Source organism: Brevibacterium sp. SIMBA_078 (genome assembly GCF_046534565.1).
In the GTDB taxonomy this organism is placed as follows: domain Bacteria; phylum Actinomycetota; class Actinomycetes; order Actinomycetales; family Brevibacteriaceae; genus Brevibacterium.
Genome location: NZ_JAWRYQ010000002.1, coordinates 335,002 through 353,207, shown reverse-complemented (window position 1 = coordinate 353,207; position 18,206 = coordinate 335,002). Strand labels below are relative to the sequence as shown.

Annotated in this window: 12 protein-coding genes; 5 read left to right on the top strand and 7 right to left on the bottom strand. The window is 65.1% G+C overall.

What is annotated here, in order from left to right; genetic code table 11:
• Positions 1-60 precede the first annotated feature (60 nt).
• The gene (locus SB749_RS09920; protein WP_410710181.1) at positions 61-1,986 is read left to right on the top strand and encodes a calcineurin-like phosphoesterase C-terminal domain-containing protein; all 1,926 of its coding nucleotides are present in this window, start codon (positions 61-63) and stop codon (positions 1,984-1,986) included.
• A gap of 110 nt (positions 1,987-2,096) precedes the next feature.
• Here the strand turns inward: SB749_RS09920 and SB749_RS09915 are convergent, their stop codons facing one another.
• Positions 2,097-3,188, bottom strand: a complete 1,092-nt coding sequence (locus SB749_RS09915) for a P1 family peptidase (RefSeq protein WP_410710180.1) — start codon at positions 3,186-3,188, stop codon at positions 2,097-2,099.
• The gene (locus SB749_RS09910) at positions 3,188-4,714 is read right to left on the bottom strand and encodes an aminopeptidase P family protein (protein WP_410710179.1); all 1,527 of its coding nucleotides are present in this window, start codon (positions 4,712-4,714) and stop codon (positions 3,188-3,190) included. The genes SB749_RS09915 and SB749_RS09910 overlap by 1 nt, the downstream gene beginning before the upstream one ends.
• Before the next feature lie 78 nt (positions 4,715-4,792).
• Here SB749_RS09910 and SB749_RS09905 point away from each other — a divergent pair, with 78 nt between their 5' ends.
• Positions 4,793-5,650 (top strand): PHP domain-containing protein, encoded by an 858-nt coding sequence (locus SB749_RS09905; RefSeq protein WP_139466944.1) that lies wholly within the window; start codon positions 4,793-4,795, stop codon positions 5,648-5,650.
• 42 nt (positions 5,651-5,692) lie between these two features.
• Here the strand turns inward: SB749_RS09905 and SB749_RS09900 are convergent, their stop codons facing one another.
• Both SB749_RS09900 and SB749_RS09895 read right to left on the bottom strand, forming a co-directional pair.
• The gene (locus SB749_RS09900) at positions 5,693-6,838 is read right to left on the bottom strand and encodes an acyltransferase family protein (RefSeq protein WP_410710178.1); all 1,146 of its coding nucleotides are present in this window, start codon (positions 6,836-6,838) and stop codon (positions 5,693-5,695) included.
• 166 nt (positions 6,839-7,004) lie between these two features.
• Complete coding sequence (locus SB749_RS09895) at positions 7,005-8,537, bottom strand: DEAD/DEAH box helicase (protein WP_410710177.1); 1,533 nt, start codon at positions 8,535-8,537, stop codon at positions 7,005-7,007.
• A gap of 60 nt (positions 8,538-8,597) precedes the next feature.
• On the opposite strand from SB749_RS09895, the gene SB749_RS09890 reads away from it, so the two are divergent.
• Positions 8,598-9,230, top strand: coding sequence for a ferritin-like fold-containing protein (locus SB749_RS09890; protein WP_039210607.1), 633 nt, complete (start codon positions 8,598-8,600; stop codon positions 9,228-9,230).
• A gap of 83 nt (positions 9,231-9,313) precedes the next feature.
• Here SB749_RS09890 and SB749_RS09885 read toward each other — a convergent pair whose 3' ends face one another.
• Both SB749_RS09885 and SB749_RS09880 read right to left on the bottom strand, forming a co-directional pair.
• Positions 9,314-9,535 carry a DUF3107 domain-containing protein gene (locus tag SB749_RS09885; RefSeq protein WP_139466946.1) on the bottom strand — a complete coding sequence of 74 codons (222 nt, stop codon included), beginning with the start codon at positions 9,533-9,535 and terminating at the stop codon, positions 9,314-9,316.
• A 120-nt stretch (positions 9,536-9,655) separates the two neighbouring features.
• A complete protein-coding gene (locus SB749_RS09880) occupies positions 9,656-10,249 on the bottom strand; it encodes a TetR/AcrR family transcriptional regulator (protein ID WP_253903686.1) in 594 nt (197 codons plus the stop codon).
• A gap of 115 nt (positions 10,250-10,364) precedes the next feature.
• Here SB749_RS09880 and SB749_RS09875 point away from each other — a divergent pair, with 115 nt between their 5' ends.
• Together SB749_RS09875 and SB749_RS09870 are read left to right on the top strand one after the other, a co-directional pair.
• Positions 10,365-13,685 carry a PD-(D/E)XK nuclease family protein gene (locus tag SB749_RS09875; RefSeq protein WP_410710176.1) on the top strand — a complete coding sequence of 1,107 codons (3,321 nt, stop codon included), beginning with the start codon at positions 10,365-10,367 and terminating at the stop codon, positions 13,683-13,685.
• Positions 13,685-16,864 carry an ATP-dependent helicase gene (locus SB749_RS09870; RefSeq protein WP_410710175.1) on the top strand — a complete coding sequence of 1,060 codons (3,180 nt, stop codon included), beginning with the start codon at positions 13,685-13,687 and terminating at the stop codon, positions 16,862-16,864. The genes SB749_RS09875 and SB749_RS09870 overlap by 1 nt, the downstream gene beginning before the upstream one ends.
• Positions 16,865-16,866: 2 nt before the next feature.
• On the opposite strand, the gene SB749_RS09865 is transcribed toward SB749_RS09870, so the two are convergent.
• Positions 16,867-18,096: an aminoglycoside phosphotransferase gene (locus SB749_RS09865; RefSeq protein WP_410710174.1), complete on the bottom strand. Its 1,230-nt coding sequence runs from the start codon at positions 18,094-18,096 to the stop codon at positions 16,867-16,869.
• Between the last annotated feature and the right edge of the window lie 110 nt (positions 18,097-18,206).

The window sequence follows — 18,206 nt, the reverse complement described above, 5'->3', positions numbered from 1 at the left end:
CTCGTCTCCCTAGGGTCATTTCTCGGCAGAACCCGCCATAGTCGAATATAGGAGAAATCCATGCAGACACGACGAATCCGCCCGCGCACCGCTGTCGCAGGCTTGGGAGCCTGTGCTGCGCTCTCGCTCTTCGCCCCGCTTCTCTCGCCGACCTCGGCGACGGCCGCGGACGCACCGGCTGAACTCTACGAAGGCCACGTCCAGGTCGACCGCGGCAAGGCCGACGATCCGAAGAAGTTCACCGGTCAGGTCTTCGACGACGTCAACGAGAACTCGAAGCTCGATGGTGATGAGAAGGGCATCTCCGGTGTTGCGGTGAGCAACGGAGTCGACGTCGTCCAGACAGACGGAGACGGACGCTACGAGCTGCCCGTGCGAGACAACATGACCGTCTCGATCACTCAGCCCTCCGGCTGGCAGGTTCCCGTCGATGAGGACAAGGTCGCACAGTTCAGCTACAACCACCTGCCCGAAGGCTCCGGTGACCTCGAATACGGAGGCATCGAACCGACCGGGGACACGCCGAAGGCCGTCAACTTCCCGATGATCGAATCGCAGGCCTCGGCGAAGGGCGAGCAGAACTGCCCGATCGCCTCCGACACCCAGGCCTACGACAAGACAGAGATGGGCTACGCCCGCGACGGAGCCGTCGGAGACCTCGCCGATCGCAACGACTACGGCGCCTGCGGAGTGCTGCTGCTCGGGGACAACGTCGGCGACGACCTCAGCCTCAACGATGAACTGCGCGATATCTACTCCCAGATGAACGGGCCCGTCCGCGTGGCGCCGGGCAACCATGACCAGGACTACGACGCGGTCGACGACGCTCACGCCCTCGACACCTTCCGTGACCAGTTCGGTCCTTCGTACTTCTCCTACGACGTGGGCAAAACCCACTTCGTCGTCCTCGACAGCATCGAATACGAGGGCAAGGCGAATAGGAAGAAGTACAAGGAGAAGATCAGTCAGGATCAGCTGACCTGGCTGGAGAACGATCTGAAGAACGTGCCGAAGAACGCGCAGGTCGTCGTCGCCACCCACGCGCCGATCCTCACGCACAAAGAGGTCGTCGTCGACAATGCGAAGGACTTCTACGACGTCATCTCCGACTACCCGAACGCCGTGACCGTCGGCGGACACACGCACACTCAGGAGAACCTCGTCGCTGGCGAGACGAGGAAGGAATGGGCTGCAGCCGGGGTCGAGAAGCTGCCGAATACCCAGATCGTCGCCGGTGCCGTCTCCGGCGACTGGTACTCCGGCGGCCTCAACGCCGACGGGCTGCCGTACTCGTTCACTCAGGACGCTTCGGAACCGGGCGTGCTCACCCTCGAATACGACGGCGCTTCGCGCAGCGAACGCTACACCGTGCGCAACGAATCCGACGACCACCAGCTGCTGCTCGGCGTGAACTCGCCCGAGTGGCGTGACTGGGCGCAGAAAGCCCAGGACTGGCAGGACGCGGACAAGGATGGCACTGCTCCGAAGGAGATCTCCGAACGCGTCGTCACCCGCGAGGACCTCAAACAGGGCGAGACCTGGCTGACCTCGAGCTTCCTCGCCGGCACCTCGGACGCACGAGTGGAGGTCAGCTTCGACGGCAAAGCACCGAAGCAGTCCGAACACACTCAGCCGGGCAAAGGCGAAGCTCTGGCCAAGGGCTGGGAGTACACCGATCCGTACACGGCATCTCAGAACCTGCGCACCTCCGGCAATGTGGGCCAGTCGAGCTCGCACCTGTGGCGGACCGAGATCCCCTCGAACCTCGACCTGGGCACCCACACCGCCGAGGTGACCGGAACCGACCGCTACGGTCGTGACTTCACCGAGTCGGTCCGGTTCACCGTGGTCGAGGATGAGGTGGCCGCGAAGACCGAATCGCAGAAGCTGCTGCGTCAGGACGGCTTCGATGCTCAGCAGAAGAAGGAAGTCCGGGATCCGTTGGGTCTCGACTCCGAAGAGGCTCAGTCGGCTCGCAATGACTGACCGCTGAAGAACGAGCTGCAGCTCCGCGCGGCTGTCGGATGACGGCGCTTGAAAGCTGTGGAGAACTGAGAGAGGCGGGGCCCGCCGAACGGCGGGCCCCGCCTCCATATTCAGAGAGCGTTGAACTCCGAGGTGAAGTCAGGTGCGATCTCGCTCAGCGTCGGCGGCTGCCCCCAAGCACCGTCGACGGGTGTCGCCGAAGCATGGGCGTCGAGGATCGCCAAGCTCAGCGCATCGGCCGCCGCCGCGGAGATCATCACGAGCTCTCGGGTGGCCGCGTCACGATCGGAGGGCAGATCCTGCGCCCCGGTTGCGATGCCGAAGACCGTGTCGCCGTCGAAGAGGGTGTGCGAGGGCTGCACGGCTCGGGAGATGCCGGCGTGCGCACTCGATGCCACCCGTGTGGTCTGCGCCGAGTCGAGGCGTGCGTCGGTTGCGACGATCGCAATCGTCGTGTTCTTAGCAGCAGTGCCTGGGACCGGCGGTGCCGAGGCGGGGAGACTCAGCACCTTCGGCAGATCGAGGCCGATCGAGCGCAGCAGCGGGTCCAACCACAGACCGCCCGACGGCGTGCCGATCGTTCCCAGCGAATTCGCCACGACGAGCGCCGCGACCGTGGTTCCGCTGGGCAGCCGGACGGCATAGGATCCGAGCCCTCCGCGCACACTCTGGAACCCGGACCGGGCTCCGATGCCTGCCCCGATGCTGCCTCGGACCTCGTCCGTCCGTCCGGACAGCGCCGCTCGTGTTGCCTCGGCGCCTTCGTCCGGTCTCGGCGGTGCCACGGAACCGTTTCCGCGGCCGAGGTCGAAGATCGCGGCGGCGGGAACGAGCGGAATGACCGCTCCGGCAAGTCCGGGCGCAGGGAATCCGAGACCCGCCTCGGCGAGGATATCGACGACTCCGGAGACGGCCCCCAGCCCGAACGCGGATCCGCCAGTGAGGACGATGGCATCGGCACCATAGGAATGTGTTCCCGGCGCGATGACATCGGTCTCACGGGTGGCGGGACCGCCCCCGCGGACATCGACGCCGATGGTCGAACCAATCGGGGGCAGCACGGTGGTGATCCCGGTCAGTCGGCTGTCGGTGAACTCACCTGCATGGCCGAGGCGGATACCGGGGATCTCGAGGACTCCGCGCCCGCGGAACGGGCCGAGCCGTGCCCCGGGGCCCGAACCGCGCGCGGTCTCCGAGGTCATCAGCGGTCCTGGGGCCGGCTCTGCACCCAGGCCTCGATCTCGGCGCGGGTGCGGGGGAAGTCGGCCGAGAGATTCTCCAGTCCGTCGGCGGTGACGAGGACGTCGTCCTCGATGCGGACACCGTTGCCGCGGAACTCCTCGGGCAGGAGCAGGTCGTCTGACTTGAAATACAGTCCGGGTTCGATGGTGAAGACCATTCCCGGTTCGATGGTTGCGTCCAAGTACATCTCCGCTCTCGCCTGCGCACAATCATGGACGTCGAGGCCGAGGTGATGACTGGTGCCGTGGACCATCCACCGCCGGTGCTGCTGTCCTTCCGGTGACAGCGAAACGGCTGCGGAGACGGGCAGCACACCGAACTCTTCGAGACGCTTCGCGATGACCTCCATGGCTGCCTCGTGGACCTCACGGAACTTCACAGGACGGTTGGGGTGCTCTGCGGCCACAGCGAACGCGGCATCGGAGGCATCGAGCACGGCATCGTAGATCTTTGCCTGCACCGGAGTGAAGGTGCCCGAAACGGGCAGGGTCCGGGTGATGTCCGCGGTGTAGAGCGAATCGGCTTCGGCTCCGGCATCGACGAGGATGAGGTCACCGTCCCGGACCTGACCGTCGTTGCGAATCCAGTGCAGGGTGCAGGCATTATTGCCCGAGGCGGCGATCGTGTCGTAGCCGACACCGTTGCCGTCGGAGCGCGCGGCGGTCTCGAACGCGGTCTCGACGACACGCTCACCACGACGGTGCCCGAGTGCCTTCGGCAGCGCTGCCACCACGTTGTCGAAACCGGCGCGGGTGATGGCGACGGCTTCGCGCAGCTGCGCGATCTCGTGGTCGTCCTTGATCAGGCGCAGCTCGGAGAGCAGCTGGGCCAGTTCGGCGTCGCCGGCCTCGGACGTCTCGAGATCGGCCTGGACCTGGGTGCGAGCCAGGTCGATGACTCCGTCGATGCGGGTGTCGGCCTGTCGGACGAGGCGCACGGAGATGGCCCCGAGATCCTTAGTGATGGCGTCATCGACCGTGGCGGAGCTCTCCGTTGCGATGCCGGTCATGGTGGACATCGCTTCGAGATCGGCGCGCGGTCCGACCCAGTACTCTCCGTAGCGGGAATCGGAGAAGAACTCCTCCGTATCGGCACCGGCGCGGGGACGGAAGTACAGAGTCACATCGTGGCCGTCGCCCTCGGGTTCGAAGACGAGCACGGCGTCGGGTTCGGAATCGGCTTCCAGGCCCGTGAGGTGGATGAACGCGGAATGAGCACGGAAGCGGTAGTCGGTGTCGTTCGAGCGGACCTTGAGTCCGCCGGCGGGAACGACGAGCCGTTCGCCGGGGAACGCCGCCGAGACCGCGTCCCGACGGGCCGGGGTGAAACCGGCGGCGGCGAGAGCCTCGGCGTTGAGGGGAGTGCGATCCCAACCGGAGGCGACGAAGTCGCGGAAGGCGGCGGAATTCGGGCGATGCGAGCGGTTGTTGACGCGGTCTGCGAGGTCCTGTGTCGAGTCTGGGGTATCTGAGTTCTGCTCTGTCATGCCGCCAGTCTAGACGGGCGGAGCGACATGGTGTGTACACGTGGAAGTCGGAACGACAGATGCAGATAGACTGTGACCATGGTCATCGATCTCCACGTGCACACCGCATTTTCGGACGGGACCCAGACCCCGTCCGAACTCATTTCAGAAGCCTCGATGGAGGGCATCGACGTCGTCGGACTCACCGATCACGACACCACTGCAGGTTGGACCCTTGCCGAAGATGCCGCCCGCGTCTACGGGCTCGGCCTGGTGAGGGGAATGGAGATCTCCTGCCGCTACGAGGGGATCAGCGTGCACCTGCTCTCCTACCTCCACGACCCGTACGACACGGGGCTGGCCGAGGTCGTGCAGGAGACCAGGCGGGCGAGACTCGATCGCACCCACCTCATCATCGAACGATTGGCCGAAGACTATCCGATCGACATGGATGCGGTGCTCTCCGTCTCGGGAGAGGACGCCACGATCGGACGTCCGCATATCGCCGATGCGCTGGTCGCGGCCGGCGTCGTCGAGTCCCGCACCGAAGCGTTCTCGTCGATTCTGTCCAGCCAGGGAAAGTATCATGTGTCCCTGCCGACGATCGATCCGATCACCGCGATCGGGCTGATTCGGGAGGCCGGGGGAGTCTCGGTCTTCGCCCATCCGCGCGCGGCCATGCGCGGTCGGGTCGTGCCCGATTCGGCGATGACCGAATTCATCGCCGCCGGTCTCGACGGACTCGAGGTCGACCATAGGGACAACCCTCCGCAGGAGCGAGAGGCGATGCGACGTCTGGCGCATGAGCACGACCTCATCGTCACCGGCTCCAGCGACTATCACGGCACGGGCAAACCCAACCGCCTCGGCGAGCACGTCACCTCCGACCATATGCTCGCGAAGCTGCTCGAACGTGCGGCATCACGGCCGGGTGGCGTCGACTACATCCAGGGCTGAGCCCGGCTCCGAGTTGCGCCGGCCTTCAACCGGGGGCTGGGATCAGCCGAGGATTCGGCGCAGATGGAGCTTTCCCCAGGCGAAGCTCAGCGCGTACGACAGCGCCGCCATGAGCGCGAGAAAACCGAAATACTGGACGACGAGCAGGATCGGTGTCGCATCGACGTCGAAGAGACGTTCGAAGAAGAGTTCGAGGAAGAACACGTGGACGAGGAATGCACCGAATGATGCCGTCGCCATCGTCGTGAAGACCTTCTTGGCCCGCTCGCCGAGGCGGATGCGCGAGACGAGGAGGATGACGCTGACAGCGAGTCCGACGATGAGCGGATTCGCATTCTCGATCGGATAGGACCGTCGCGACTCCCACCACAGCACGCCGAGCGCCGAGACTGCGAAGAGCAGACACAGCATCCAGATCGGCGGACGCAGCTCATGCGCGTGGTGGATGACGAAGGCGCCGACGGTGAAGTAGACGACCTGATATGTCGCGAAGCCCCACTTCCACGCATCCTGGTCGGAGCCGATGATCTCGAGGGCGAACGGCGCCCACACGGTCGACCCTGCAAGGACGATGGCGAGGGCCGCGAGCTTCCACGGTCGCTGTCCCTTCCAGAACAGGATGAGCGTGCCGAAGACGAGGATGAGCGGAATGTACGCGTAGAGATACCACAGGTGGAAAGCCGGGCGACCGGCCTCGAGGAGGCTGCGGACGAGGTCGTGTCGGACGTCGACCTCATCGGTGTCGAAGAGGTTGAAGCCGAGTACGAAGATGACCGACCAAGCGGCCAGCGGAACGACATGCCGGACGATGCGGTCCCACATCTTCGCTTCGGTGCGCGGAGGTGCACCGACGAGCACGGCCCAACCGGCGATCATGAAGAACATCGGCACGGCCCAGGGATTGACCGCCTCGGCGAGATGGCCGAGCCACCAGGCGTCGCTACCCTCGTCGGATCGGCCGATGAGGACGCCGCCCGAATGGCCGATCATGACGGTGAGCCCGGCGAGCACTCGCATGACATCAACGTCGTGGCGGTGCGCTTTCGGAGCTTTCGGCTTCGCAGTCGGGGCAGGTGCCGCCGTCGGCTTCTCGGCTGGGGCTGGTCCGGCCGTCGGCTCGGCGGGGGAGAGGTCGACCCGGGTGGGAGCTGCGGGGGACTCGTCGTCCAACCGGCGTGAACCGAACAATGACTCACTCTCGTTCGTACTCGATGACATGGCGTCCGAACATCATCGGTCACAGAATTGAACGGGATCGGGGGTCGAATTGAACACAGGATGAACGAAGGCCCCGACCGGGTGGTCGGGGCCTTCGCTGAGACTGTGCGGGGAATCGGTCGCGCCCGCGGAGGGGTCAGTCCTCGCTGGAGTCGGTGGCCGGGTGGCCGCCCTGACCCGTCTGGCCGCCCTGTGCGCGGTTGACCGGCTTGCCGCCCCGGGTGCGGCGACGGCTGCGCTGGCGGCGCGGTTTGCGGTCGTCGCTGCCGGAGTCGGAGGAGGAATCACGACGGTCGGATGTGCCGCCTCGGCGAGAGTCGGAACGGCCGCGGCCGGAACCGCGACGATCGGATCCACGGCCCTTGCGCTCACCGGCGGACTTTTCGTCCTCGCCTTCGGGGTGCTGGCGCGGCAGTCGGCCCTTGGTGCCCTTCGGGATGCCCAGGTCGGAGAAGAAGTGGGGCGAGGTCGAATAGGTCTCGGCTGGTTCGTCGAAATCGAGGCCGAGGGCCTTGTTGATGAGACGCCAGCGGGGCATGTCATCCCAGTCGACCAGGGTCATGGCGACACCGGAGTTGCCGGCTCGACCGGTGCGTCCGATGCGATGGACGTAGGTCTTCTCATCATCGGGGCACTGATAATTCACGACATGGGTGACATCGTCGATGTCGATTCCGCGGGCCGCGACATCCGTGGCCACGAGCACATCGACCTTTCCATCGCGGAAGGACTTCAGAGCCTTCTCCCGCTGTGACTGACCGAGGTCGCCGTGGAGAGCCTTGACCGCGAAACCGCGGTCCTCGAGTTCGGCGGCGAGCTTGTCGGCGGTGCGCTTGGTGCGGGTGAAGATGATCGTGCGACCGCGGCCCTCGGCCTGGAGCATGCGGGCGACGAGCTCGGATTTGTCCATCGAATGGGCGCGGTAGACGAACTGCGTCGTGTTCTTGCCCGTCAGCGACAGATCCTCATGATCCTGGGCGCGGATATGGGTGGGCTGATTCATATAGCGCCGGGCGAGGGTGATGACCGCACCCGGCATGGTGGCGGAGAACAGCATCGTCTGGCGGTGGGCGGGCACCGCGTTGATGATCTTCTCCACATCGGGCAGGAAGCCCAGGTCGAGCATCTCATCGGCTTCGTCGAGGACGACGGTGCGGACGCGGTGGAGCTTGAGGATCTTGCGACCGTAGAGATCGAGGAGGCGGCCGGGGGTGCCGACGACGACGTCGACGCCGGATTTGAGCCGGTTGATCTGCGGATCGAAGTCCATGCCGCCGTAGATGGTCATGATGTCGATGTCACGCTGCACCGAGGCGGTGACGAGATCGGCTGCGACCTGCTTGGCCAGCTCACGGGTGGGGACGACCACGAGGGCCTGCGGCAGTCGCGGCTCCTTGGCGTCTCCCACGCTGTCGGGAGTCGAGTCCGGGTCGGAGGTGACCGACGAGTCCTCGGTCTTGCCGACGACACGCTGGAGAAGGGGGATTCCGAATCCCAGGGTCTTTCCGGTGCCCGTCTTCGCCTGCCCGATGATGTCGGCTCCCGACAGTGCCACGGGCAGCGTCAGCGCCTGAATGGGGAAGGTGTGGGTGATTCCTGCCGAGGCCAGCGAGGCCACGATCGGTCCGGCGACTCCCAGCTCCGCGAAATCCGCTTCTGTCTCCGCCATATTCCAAACTCCTTTTAGCGCGTACGCGCTTGTCATGGTGCGAACCGGTAGTCTTGAACTATGCCCGATTCTGTCCCATTGGCCGGTAATGATGCTGCAACGCTCGCACTTCTGGCGTTCGGCGAGCTGACCGGTTTCGAACGTATGGCCACAAACGCGACGACCGCAGCGGATCTGGATGACAAGGTCATCCTGGCGCGGCTGGCCTCTCAGTCATTCGCGAACTTCGAACAGCTCTCACAGCACATCGATCAGATGGGCCAGGATGTGATCGAGCTCTGTCAGCATTTCGAACCGACCTTCAGCACTCTGGCCGAAAGGACTCGTCCTCGCGACTGGTACGAAAGCCTCATGAAGGGATTCGTCTTCGACGGAATCATGAATGATTTCTACCGCACGGCGGTGGACGAACTCGCGGAGCCCGGATACAGCCTGGCTATTGCAATTCTCGATGATACACGTGCCAGCGAATATGCGCGCAATCGTCTGACATCTGAAGTGGCCGTCGACACACAGCTGGCCTCGCGGCTGGCCCTGTGGGGCCGCAAGCTCGTCGCCGAGACTCTGGGACGGGCTCGCAGTCTGCTCACCGATCCGTTCCTCGGCCTCGACGAAGATCTCGTCGTCGAACTGATCCCGGCGGTGACGTCGAATCACTCGAAGCGGATGTCGGCGCTCGGTCTCGTCGCCTGATCTCACGAGCGACGCACGATTCCGCCGCGAACGCGGAAAGGGCCCCGGTCATTGCGACCGGGGCCCTTCCTCTCAGGCACAGTTCAGGCGCTGAAACCCACACGACGTGAAGTCTCGGCACCGATTTCGAGGTAGCCGAGCGAGGCGGAGGGAACGTAGACCTGACGGCCCTTCGTATCGGTGAAGGTCAGCAGCCCGTCGGACTGGATCTTCTCTTCGACGCGGGCGGCGAGAGCCTTCGCATCTTCGTCCGTTTCGAGGGTGATCTCGCGCTGAGTCTGCTTGACGCCGATCTTGATTTCCATGGTGCTCCTTGTGCCGATGCTCGGTGATCGATGACGGATTGGTCTGTGTTCAGCTTAACGTCCGCAGACTCGGGTTTCTTCCCCGTGGATTCCGCTGAAGGCTGATCGGTCGGTGGATCGTCAGCGATCTGCGAACGACCGCAGACCGCCCCAGCTCATCTGGGTGAGCAGCTCGACGGCCGTGTCGACGTCGACACCGCGCTGTGAGTCGATCTGCTTGACGACGACCTCGGCGGTGCCGATCAGAGCCCGGCACAGCAGCTGCGCCTCATCGTCGCTGAGGCGGGCGAAGTTCTTCAGAGCGGAGACGACCCGTGTCGCCGAACTCTCCCGCAGCGCGCGCAGCTTCTGTTCGGCCTTCGGCTCGTAGACGTCCGAATTGAAGATGATGACGAACTCTTCACGGTGTGAGACCACGAAGTCGAAATACGCGCGATAGGTCGCATGGACCTGCTCATGCGGATCGGTCGTCGATCCCAGAGCCTCGGCCAGCCGAGAGTCGAGGAGCGCCGCCGAGGAATCGATGAGCGCCAGGTAGAGATCCTGCTTGGAATCGAAGTGCTGATACAGCACGGGCTTGGACACACCGGCTGCCTCGGCGATCATGTCCATCGAGGTCGTCCGATATCCACGGGTGGCGAAAACGGAGCGTGCGACTCCCACTAATTGGTCGCGGCGCTGGTCACGGGGCAATCTCTGTTGTGGACTCGACATTCTTCAATGCTACGCGAAGTCAGGCCGTGCACCGGGCATCCACACGAGCGCATCGGCGACGCGCCGGTTCGGGGCCCGGAAGTCTCATGTCAGCGGGCCGTGATGGAATACGAGTATGGATGAGATGATGCAGCGTATGGGCAGCACCCTGCTCTCCGGCGGCTGCCTGAATATCATCGGGCGGCCGGGCACCGGGAAGACGACTCTGCTCGAGTCGCTCTATGCACAGCTGGTGTCGACGATCGACCCCGCCTCGGTTCTCGTTCTCACACCCGACCGTGATCACGCCGATGTGCTGCGCAATCGTCTTCAGCTGCCCGCCGACGCGGTCCTCTCCTCCGCCCCGGCCCGCAGTCTGGCGTCATTCGCGTACGGGATCGCCCGCGCCGCACATACGACGCGGACCGGGGAGGACCTCGAATTCATCTCGGGCGCCGATCAGGATGTCTTCCTCGCCGATCTCCTCGCCGGTCACGAACTCGGTCGTTCCCGCGGCCCGGCGTGGCCGTCGGAGATCACCGCCGAGGTGCGCTCGACCTCGGCCTTCCGAACCGAAGTCCGCGACGCGCTCAACCGAGTGATGGAGTTCGATTTCGGAATGCGCACGCCCGACACGTCGCAGGAGATCGCGGAGCACGTGTTCGACTTCGGTCGCAGCGCCCTCGATCGTGCCCTTGCCGACAACCCCGACCCTCGGTGGCAGGCCGTGGCCGAGATCCTCGACGAGTATCTGGGCATCATGTCCATGCCCGGCTACGGGGGCATCGACTCCGCGACCGTTCTTGCTCTCGCCGCGTTCGAGATCCTCCGCGAACCCGCCGAAGTGACGGCCGGACGGTCGTGGACGTTCGCCCCCGACCGTTTGCCCACAGTGGTTCTGGCCGACGGGGTCCAGGACTTCCCTGCCGCGAGTTGGGGAATCCTCGAACAGCTGCGCGCCAGGGGGAGTGGGATCGCTCTGTTCGGCTCACCCGAGACAGTGACCGGACGCTTCCACGGAGCCGACGCGTCGATCATCGATCGGGCGACGGCCGAAGACGGCTTCGAAACGGTCGTGCTCGATCGCCAATGGGATGTCGACCCTGCATTGGCGACGATCATCGACGGCTTCGGAGCCAGGATCACCACACGCTGGTCGACCGGTCATATGCCGCGCCCACGTCCCATTGAGGATGCCGCTGATTCTGCGGCTTCCGCTGAGGCGACAGCGAGCGTGCCGCAATCAGCTCCGACAGCGGCATCGGCTGAAGTGCGGTCTCCCGCGTCGTCCGAGCCTGCCGTGGAGACACACGTATTCGAGGGCAGTGCGTCCGGACACCGATATCTGGCCCGTCGGATCACGAACTTCGTCGAACAGGGGCACAACTGGTCCGATGTCGCACTCATCTGCCGCAATTCGTCGAGCGCTCGCGCGATCGCCAACGAGCTGAGAGCCTCAGGGGTCTCGATCGCCACTCTCATGCAGCCGCTCAATGTCGACCCCGCGACCGCACCGCTGTTGGACCTGCTTTCGGTCGCCCCTGACTTCGACGATGACGAGTCGATCGCCGACCTCGCTCTGTCCCTGGCAGGCAGCATCTACGTCCGCCTCGACCCCGTGCAGATCCGCCGTTTCCGACGGGCAGTGCGCAGACAGTTCCCGGCATCCAGCAGCACGGCGTCGCTGGCTCAGGCACTGCGCAGCCCGATCGACGATTCGTCCCCACAGGGACTGGCCACGATCTCGCGGATGCTCCACGCCGCTGCTGAGGTCGGCACCACCGACCCCCACCAAGCGCTCTGGAGCATCTGGGACGCGGCCGGAGTCGCTGAGAAATGGCAGACCGAAGCCCTGCGCGACCCGGAATCGGTGACCAACGGCTATCTCGATTCAGTGCTGCGACTGTTCGCCCTGGCCGAGAAGATCGCCGACCGAGGCGGTTTCACCGCCCGCTCGTTCGCCGGCATCGTCGCCGAACAGGACATCGCCCAGGACTCCCTGGCCGATACCGCAGGCTTTGCCGACCACGTGCTGGTGGGCACCCCGTCCTCACTGGCCCATGTGCGTGTGCCTCTGGTGATCATCGCCGAAGTCAACGAAGGCGTCTGGCCGAACCCGAAGCTGCGCGGCGGAATCCTCGGCCTCACCGACCTCACGGCTGTGCTCGCCACGGGTGAGACGGTCACCGGTGACCCCGGCTACCACGCGCACGCGAAACGGACGAATCTGCGTGAAGAGGGCGAGCTGTTCTTCACTGCGCTCAGCCGGGCGCAGGAACGCGTGATCGTCACCGCCGTCACGGATGCCGAGACCGAGCCGTCCCCGTTCTTCGATGTGCTCGCAGCAGGTTCCGCCAAGGGCACCGAAGCGGCCGACGGCTATGCGATCACCCACGAGGATGAGCTGCCTCCGCTGACGGTGCCGGAGATGGCAGCACATGCCCGCGCTCACCTGCTGCAGACGGCCGCTGCGGCCGATGTCGAAGCTGCGGTGCCATCGTTGGGGGCTTCGGACGCCACCACGACCGAAAGCTCGGAGGACTCTGCGGCTCCGGCCCCGGACACGCAGTCATGGGCGGCGCTGATGCGGGCGCTCTCAGCTGCCGGTGGCACAGTGGAACCACCGACGCAGTGGCGCGAGGCAGAGGACATCACCACGAATGAACCGCTCTTCACCGACTCTGATACGGTTCGCGTCTCACCCTCCCAAGTCGAAGCATTCACCGACTGCTCCCTGCGGTGGTTCCTCACCCGCAACGGCGGTGACCGCCCGATGTCGACAGCCCAGAGTCTCGGAACCATCATCCACGCCGCCGCCGAGATCTATCCGGAGGGCCCCACCTCCGCGATCCGCAGTTTCGTGGAAACTGAGTTCGCGTCCTTGGAATTCGACGCGGAATGGGAACGCGAACGGGAATTCGTCGTGGCGATGAGCATGGCCGACCGCCTCGGCGACTACATCAAGAAGACTCCGGGCCGCCTCGTCGGAGTCGAAGCACAGGTCTATGCGGTCGGTGTCGACTCGAACGGACGCGAGTGGAAGGTCACCGGACGCCTCGACCGGGTCGAGGAGGTCGAGGGCGGACTGCGCATCGTCGACTTCAAGACCGGCAGGAACGTCGTCGCCGGCAAGGAGATGGACCGGCATGCGCAGCTGGGTGTGTATCAGGAAGCCATCAATTCCGGGACCATCAGGATCGGAGAGGACCAGGATCTCGACGCACACGCTTTCGGCGCTGAACTCGTCTACCTGCGCAAGTCGGCTCGCACCGTTCGGGAGCAGTCGGCGCTCGACGTCGATGAGAATCCCGACTGGGCACGTGAACTCATCGACGACGTGTCCGGCAGGATGCGTGCCGCGAGCTTCCCTGCACGGGTGGACCCGCAGAAGTGCAAGTCGTGCCCCGTCCGATCATCGTGCCCGGCGATCGGCCCGAAGATGTTGGAGGAGAACTGATGCGCTTCACCGCCGAGCGGCTTGCCGAGCTCACGGCCGCCGACCCTGCCCAGGCCTTCCCTCCGAGCCCGGAGCAGAAGGTGATCATCGAGGCCGACCCGGCACAGTCGATGAAAGTCACCGCTGGGGCCGGATCGGGAAAGACCACAGTCATCTCGCAGCGCGTGGTGTGGCTGGTCGCCAACGAGTTCGTCTCTCCCGAAGAGATCCTCGGCCTGACCTTCACCCGCAAAGCCGTCGGAGAACTCGGCGGACGCATCCGCGTGCTTCTGTCGCGTCTGCGGCACAACCTCGGCCGGGGTCTGGACCTTTCTCTGCCCGGTCTCGACAATCCGACCGTGTCCACATACAACTCCTATGCCGCATCCATCGTCAGCGAACACGGGGTGAGCATCGGCATCGAACCCGAAACGGTCCTCCTCGATGACGCTGCGGCACACACCATCGCCGGGAATCTCATCGATTCGACGCCACCCGACGAGATCCCCGGCGATTTCTCCCGCGAGACGATTATCGCCGACGTCATCGCACTGGCGGGGCAGATGAATGATCACGGTCGTGACGTCGACGACGTCACGGACTATCTCGAGCAGTGCCTGGCTGCCCTGGTGTCCAGCAAGGGCAAGCCTGTCGATCCCAATGGACGACGGGCGAAGCTCGAGGCGAAGATCCGAACGGCCCGACTGGCCGATGCCTATATGCGCGCGAAACGGCGCAATCTGGCCATGGACTTCTCTGACCAGGTGCGTTTCGCCCAACGCATCCTCGACGAGGTGCCCGCCGCGGCCGAGGCCGAGAGAGCTAGGTGGAAGATCGTCCTCCTCGACGAGTTCCAAGACACCTCGGTGGCTCAGCTGAAGCTCCTGCGCGACCTCTTCCACTCCACCGCAGTGACCGCAGTCGGCGATCCCCGCCAGGCCATCTACGGTTGGCGCGGCGCCAGCGCCGACAACATGGTGCGTTTCTCATCGGACTTCCGCGACGTCGAATCCCTGTCTCTGAGCACAAGTTGGCGCAACGACCGCTCGATCCTGCAGGTGGCCAACCGCATCGCCGCCGGACTCGCCGACAGCAGCGAGTCCCCGCTGTCGGCCCGTGATGGTGCCGGTGAGGGTGAAGTCAGTGTCGAGATCAGCTCGGGTGCCCACGATCCCGATTTCCTCACCACCGGCCTGCGCGCACTCACGGAATGGTTCCACACGGTCCCCGCAGGTTCGTCGAAAGCCGTGCTGTGCCGCAAACGTGCTCACTTCGCGCCGGTCGCGGCGGCGCTGGAAGCAGCCGGATTCGCTGTGCACGTGCACGGTTCCTCCGGGCTGCTGACCGACCCCTTCGTCGCAGATCTGCGTGCGGTGCTCACCGCTGCGGTCGATCCGATGGCCGGCGACGAGATCATGAGGCTCGTCAGCGGACGGATGCTCGGCCTCGGCGCAGGCGACATCGCGGGGCTGCAGGCCTTCACCCGTCGTCAGTCCGAGCGGCGAGCCTCCGAGCGAGCCGAACCGGCCGCCGAGGAGGTCATCGCCGAAGCCATCGACCAGGCGACGATCGTCGAAGGCATCGATGAGCTCATCGAAGTGCAGCGCGTCCTCGACCAAGGAGCGCGAACTGCTGGCGACAGGGGACTCATCGCCGACTATCAGCAGTCCGGTCTGAGCTCGGAGGCGCTGCATCGTCTGGTCCGATTGGCTCGCGCGCTGCGGGCCACCCGGTCGGGAACGGGCACCGTGGCCTCGATCATCCGCACCGCGATGTCCGAGACCGGGATCGATTCGGACATCTGGGGCCTCAGCGATTCTCTGCGCAATCTGCACAGAGCCTCCGTCGACGCATTCCTCTCCGCGGCCAGCCAGTACTCTGCCACCGATGACAAACCCTCGATCACAGGCTTCCTGTCCTGGCTCAGTCTTATGGAAGCTCATGATGCGCTGAGCGTCGCCGAACCGACGACGGCAGCCGACGCGATCAACATCATGACCGTCCATGCCTCGAAAGGTCTGGAATTCGACGCCGTCGCTGTTCCCTCTCTGGTGGTCAAGGACTTTCCCACCGAGCCGCGGGACAAGGAAGGGTGGATGGATCGCACGGCTCTGCCGTACCCGTTGCGCGGTGACCGCGCACACCTCGTCGATTTCGACCTGCGGGAGGCCGAATTCGATACGAAGAAGGCCCTGGATGAGTGGATCGGAGACTTCATCCGTCCACGGATCGCCGATGCGCACGAGGGGGAGGAGCGACGCCTCGCCTATGTGGCGTTCACCCGTGCGAAGAGACATCTATGGCTCGGTGCGGAGCTGATGGGTGCGCGCGCGGTTCCCGACGATCCCTCGCCCTTCCTCACCGAAGCGATCGAGGCCTTGGGCCTCGAAGTGGAGATTCCGGAACCTGCCGACGAAACGGCGGAGGACCGCATCGAGACCACTGCATGGCCGGTGCCCCGAACGAAGCAGGTCGCCGCCGCACAGCGAGCCGCCGGTTGGGTCGAAGCGAGCCCGGATGTCAGCTTGGAGTCCTTGGCCGAGACTCCGGGAACGATCGGGCGCTTCGCCGCTCAGGCCCTGCGCATCGGTGACCGGCCCGAAACGGTGTCCGCTGCGGCCATGCCCGACCGTCTGTCGGCAACGGCCCTGGTCGCATGGAGGAGGGACCCGCAGAGCTTCCGTACGCAGACCCTGCGTCCGATCCCGACTCCGCCCAGCCGGGCAGCCGAGATCGGAACGACCTTCCACTCCTGGGTGGAACAGCACTTCGGCCAGTCGAGCATCGATATCGGCGAAGACGAATCGGTGAGACCGATCGACGCCGCGACGGTCGAACGGCTGCAGGCGACGTTCTCAGCCTCCGAGTTCGCGACGCGTCGGGCCGACCATGTGGAGATGTCCTTCGAACTCGTCCTCGGCAGATTTCGGGTGCCGGGGAAGATCGATGCGGTCTTCATCACAGGGGACCATGCCGAGGTTGTGGATTGGAAGACCTCGAAGAAGCCCGACGCGGCAGTGCTCGAGGTGATGAAATGGCAGCTGGCGCTCTACCGGTTCGCGATACTCAGGGTGCATCCGGAGATCGCCGAAGTGACGGGGACGTTCTACTTCGTCGGCAGTGATGACATCGTGCAGTTCACCGACCTGCCGGATGAGGGCGAATTCGTCGAATGGCTGGAAGCCAACGACGTGGGCTGAGATCAGCGGATCCGGCCGGTCTCTTCCCCGTCATCAGTCTCGTCGGCGTCCCGAGTCGGTTCGGTCCGCACCTGCGATCCAGGCTCGGAGTCGAACTCCGAATCATCAGCTGAGGGCGCCGACGGAGGCTGAGCTCCGGGAATGAACACATCGGGGGCTGCGGTCTCCGTGATCGCGGCTTCCACATCGGGAGCATCGGTCGCTGCCGGTGCAGAGGAATCCGAGGCCGCCCCACGAGTGTTCCCACCGTCGTCTGCAGGTTCGGTCGCGGTCTCAGATGTCGGTTGATCCGCCGAGGCGGCCGCATCGGCGGAGGAACCGAACAGGACCTCATTGAACGAACTGAGGAGCCCGGCGGCATCCTCGACGGCGGTCTCATCCCCGGAGTCGACCGCCTCGAGCAACCAGTCGAGCACCGCGAATTCGGCCAACAGCTCGGCGCGGGCGATGACATGCTCATCGGCGCGGGGCCGGGAATTGCGGTACTCGTCGTAGAAGGTCGGCAGGGCGGCAGGATCGATCAGCGCGGAAGCCGCCGCCAGATCGATGGCCGGATCGGCGACGCGCAGACGACCGATCTCGGCGAGTGCGAGCACTCGCTCCTGATCGGTATAGACGCTCGTCTCATCGAGCGAGCCGTGGATGGGCGTGGCGAGGAAATGCCAGAGCGCCACCTTCTCGAACTCCTCCTCCCAATGTTGCAGCAGAGACGACGGGACCCGTCCGGTGCTCGCCGCCTGATCGAGGCGCTCAAGGATGAGGAACTGTGATCGAGAGGGATCCTCCACCGGGAAACCGGCATCGGAGACGGGTTCGGGTGCAGCCGAATGCAGAGTCGCCAGAGCCTGGGCCAGCGAACTGGCCCGCGCCGTGTCGGCGATGGGCACATCGCCCAGCGGCGCTCCCGGCAGGGGATCGGCCAGTGTCACAGTCGTCGGGGACGATGTGTCGAAGTAGTCGGCGTCCACCTCGGTGATGGCCCGCAGGCGCGGCCAGACGAAGTCGGCGTGCGGATACATGGCCTCGTAGATTCGTCCCGCCTCGGCGGCTGAGCCGATGTCCGCGGTCCGATCGAGCTGGGTCTGAGCCGCTGCGACGAGCTGCTGATCGTCATCGCCGAGCAGGACTCTGACTCCGGCATCCAGCGGCGGCAGGGGTGTCCATGTCGTCGGGACGAAGCCGTCGAGCATCGTCGCCGCGATCGCAGTCAACTTGAGCGCCTTGGTATCCACCTTCCCCAATCTACCGTCTGGGTTCGGCTGAGACACGGGACTCGCCGTCGAGCGTGTCTGCCGAGGGGACTTTCGGGTCCTGTCAGGCATTCACGGCCAGGGTCTCAGTG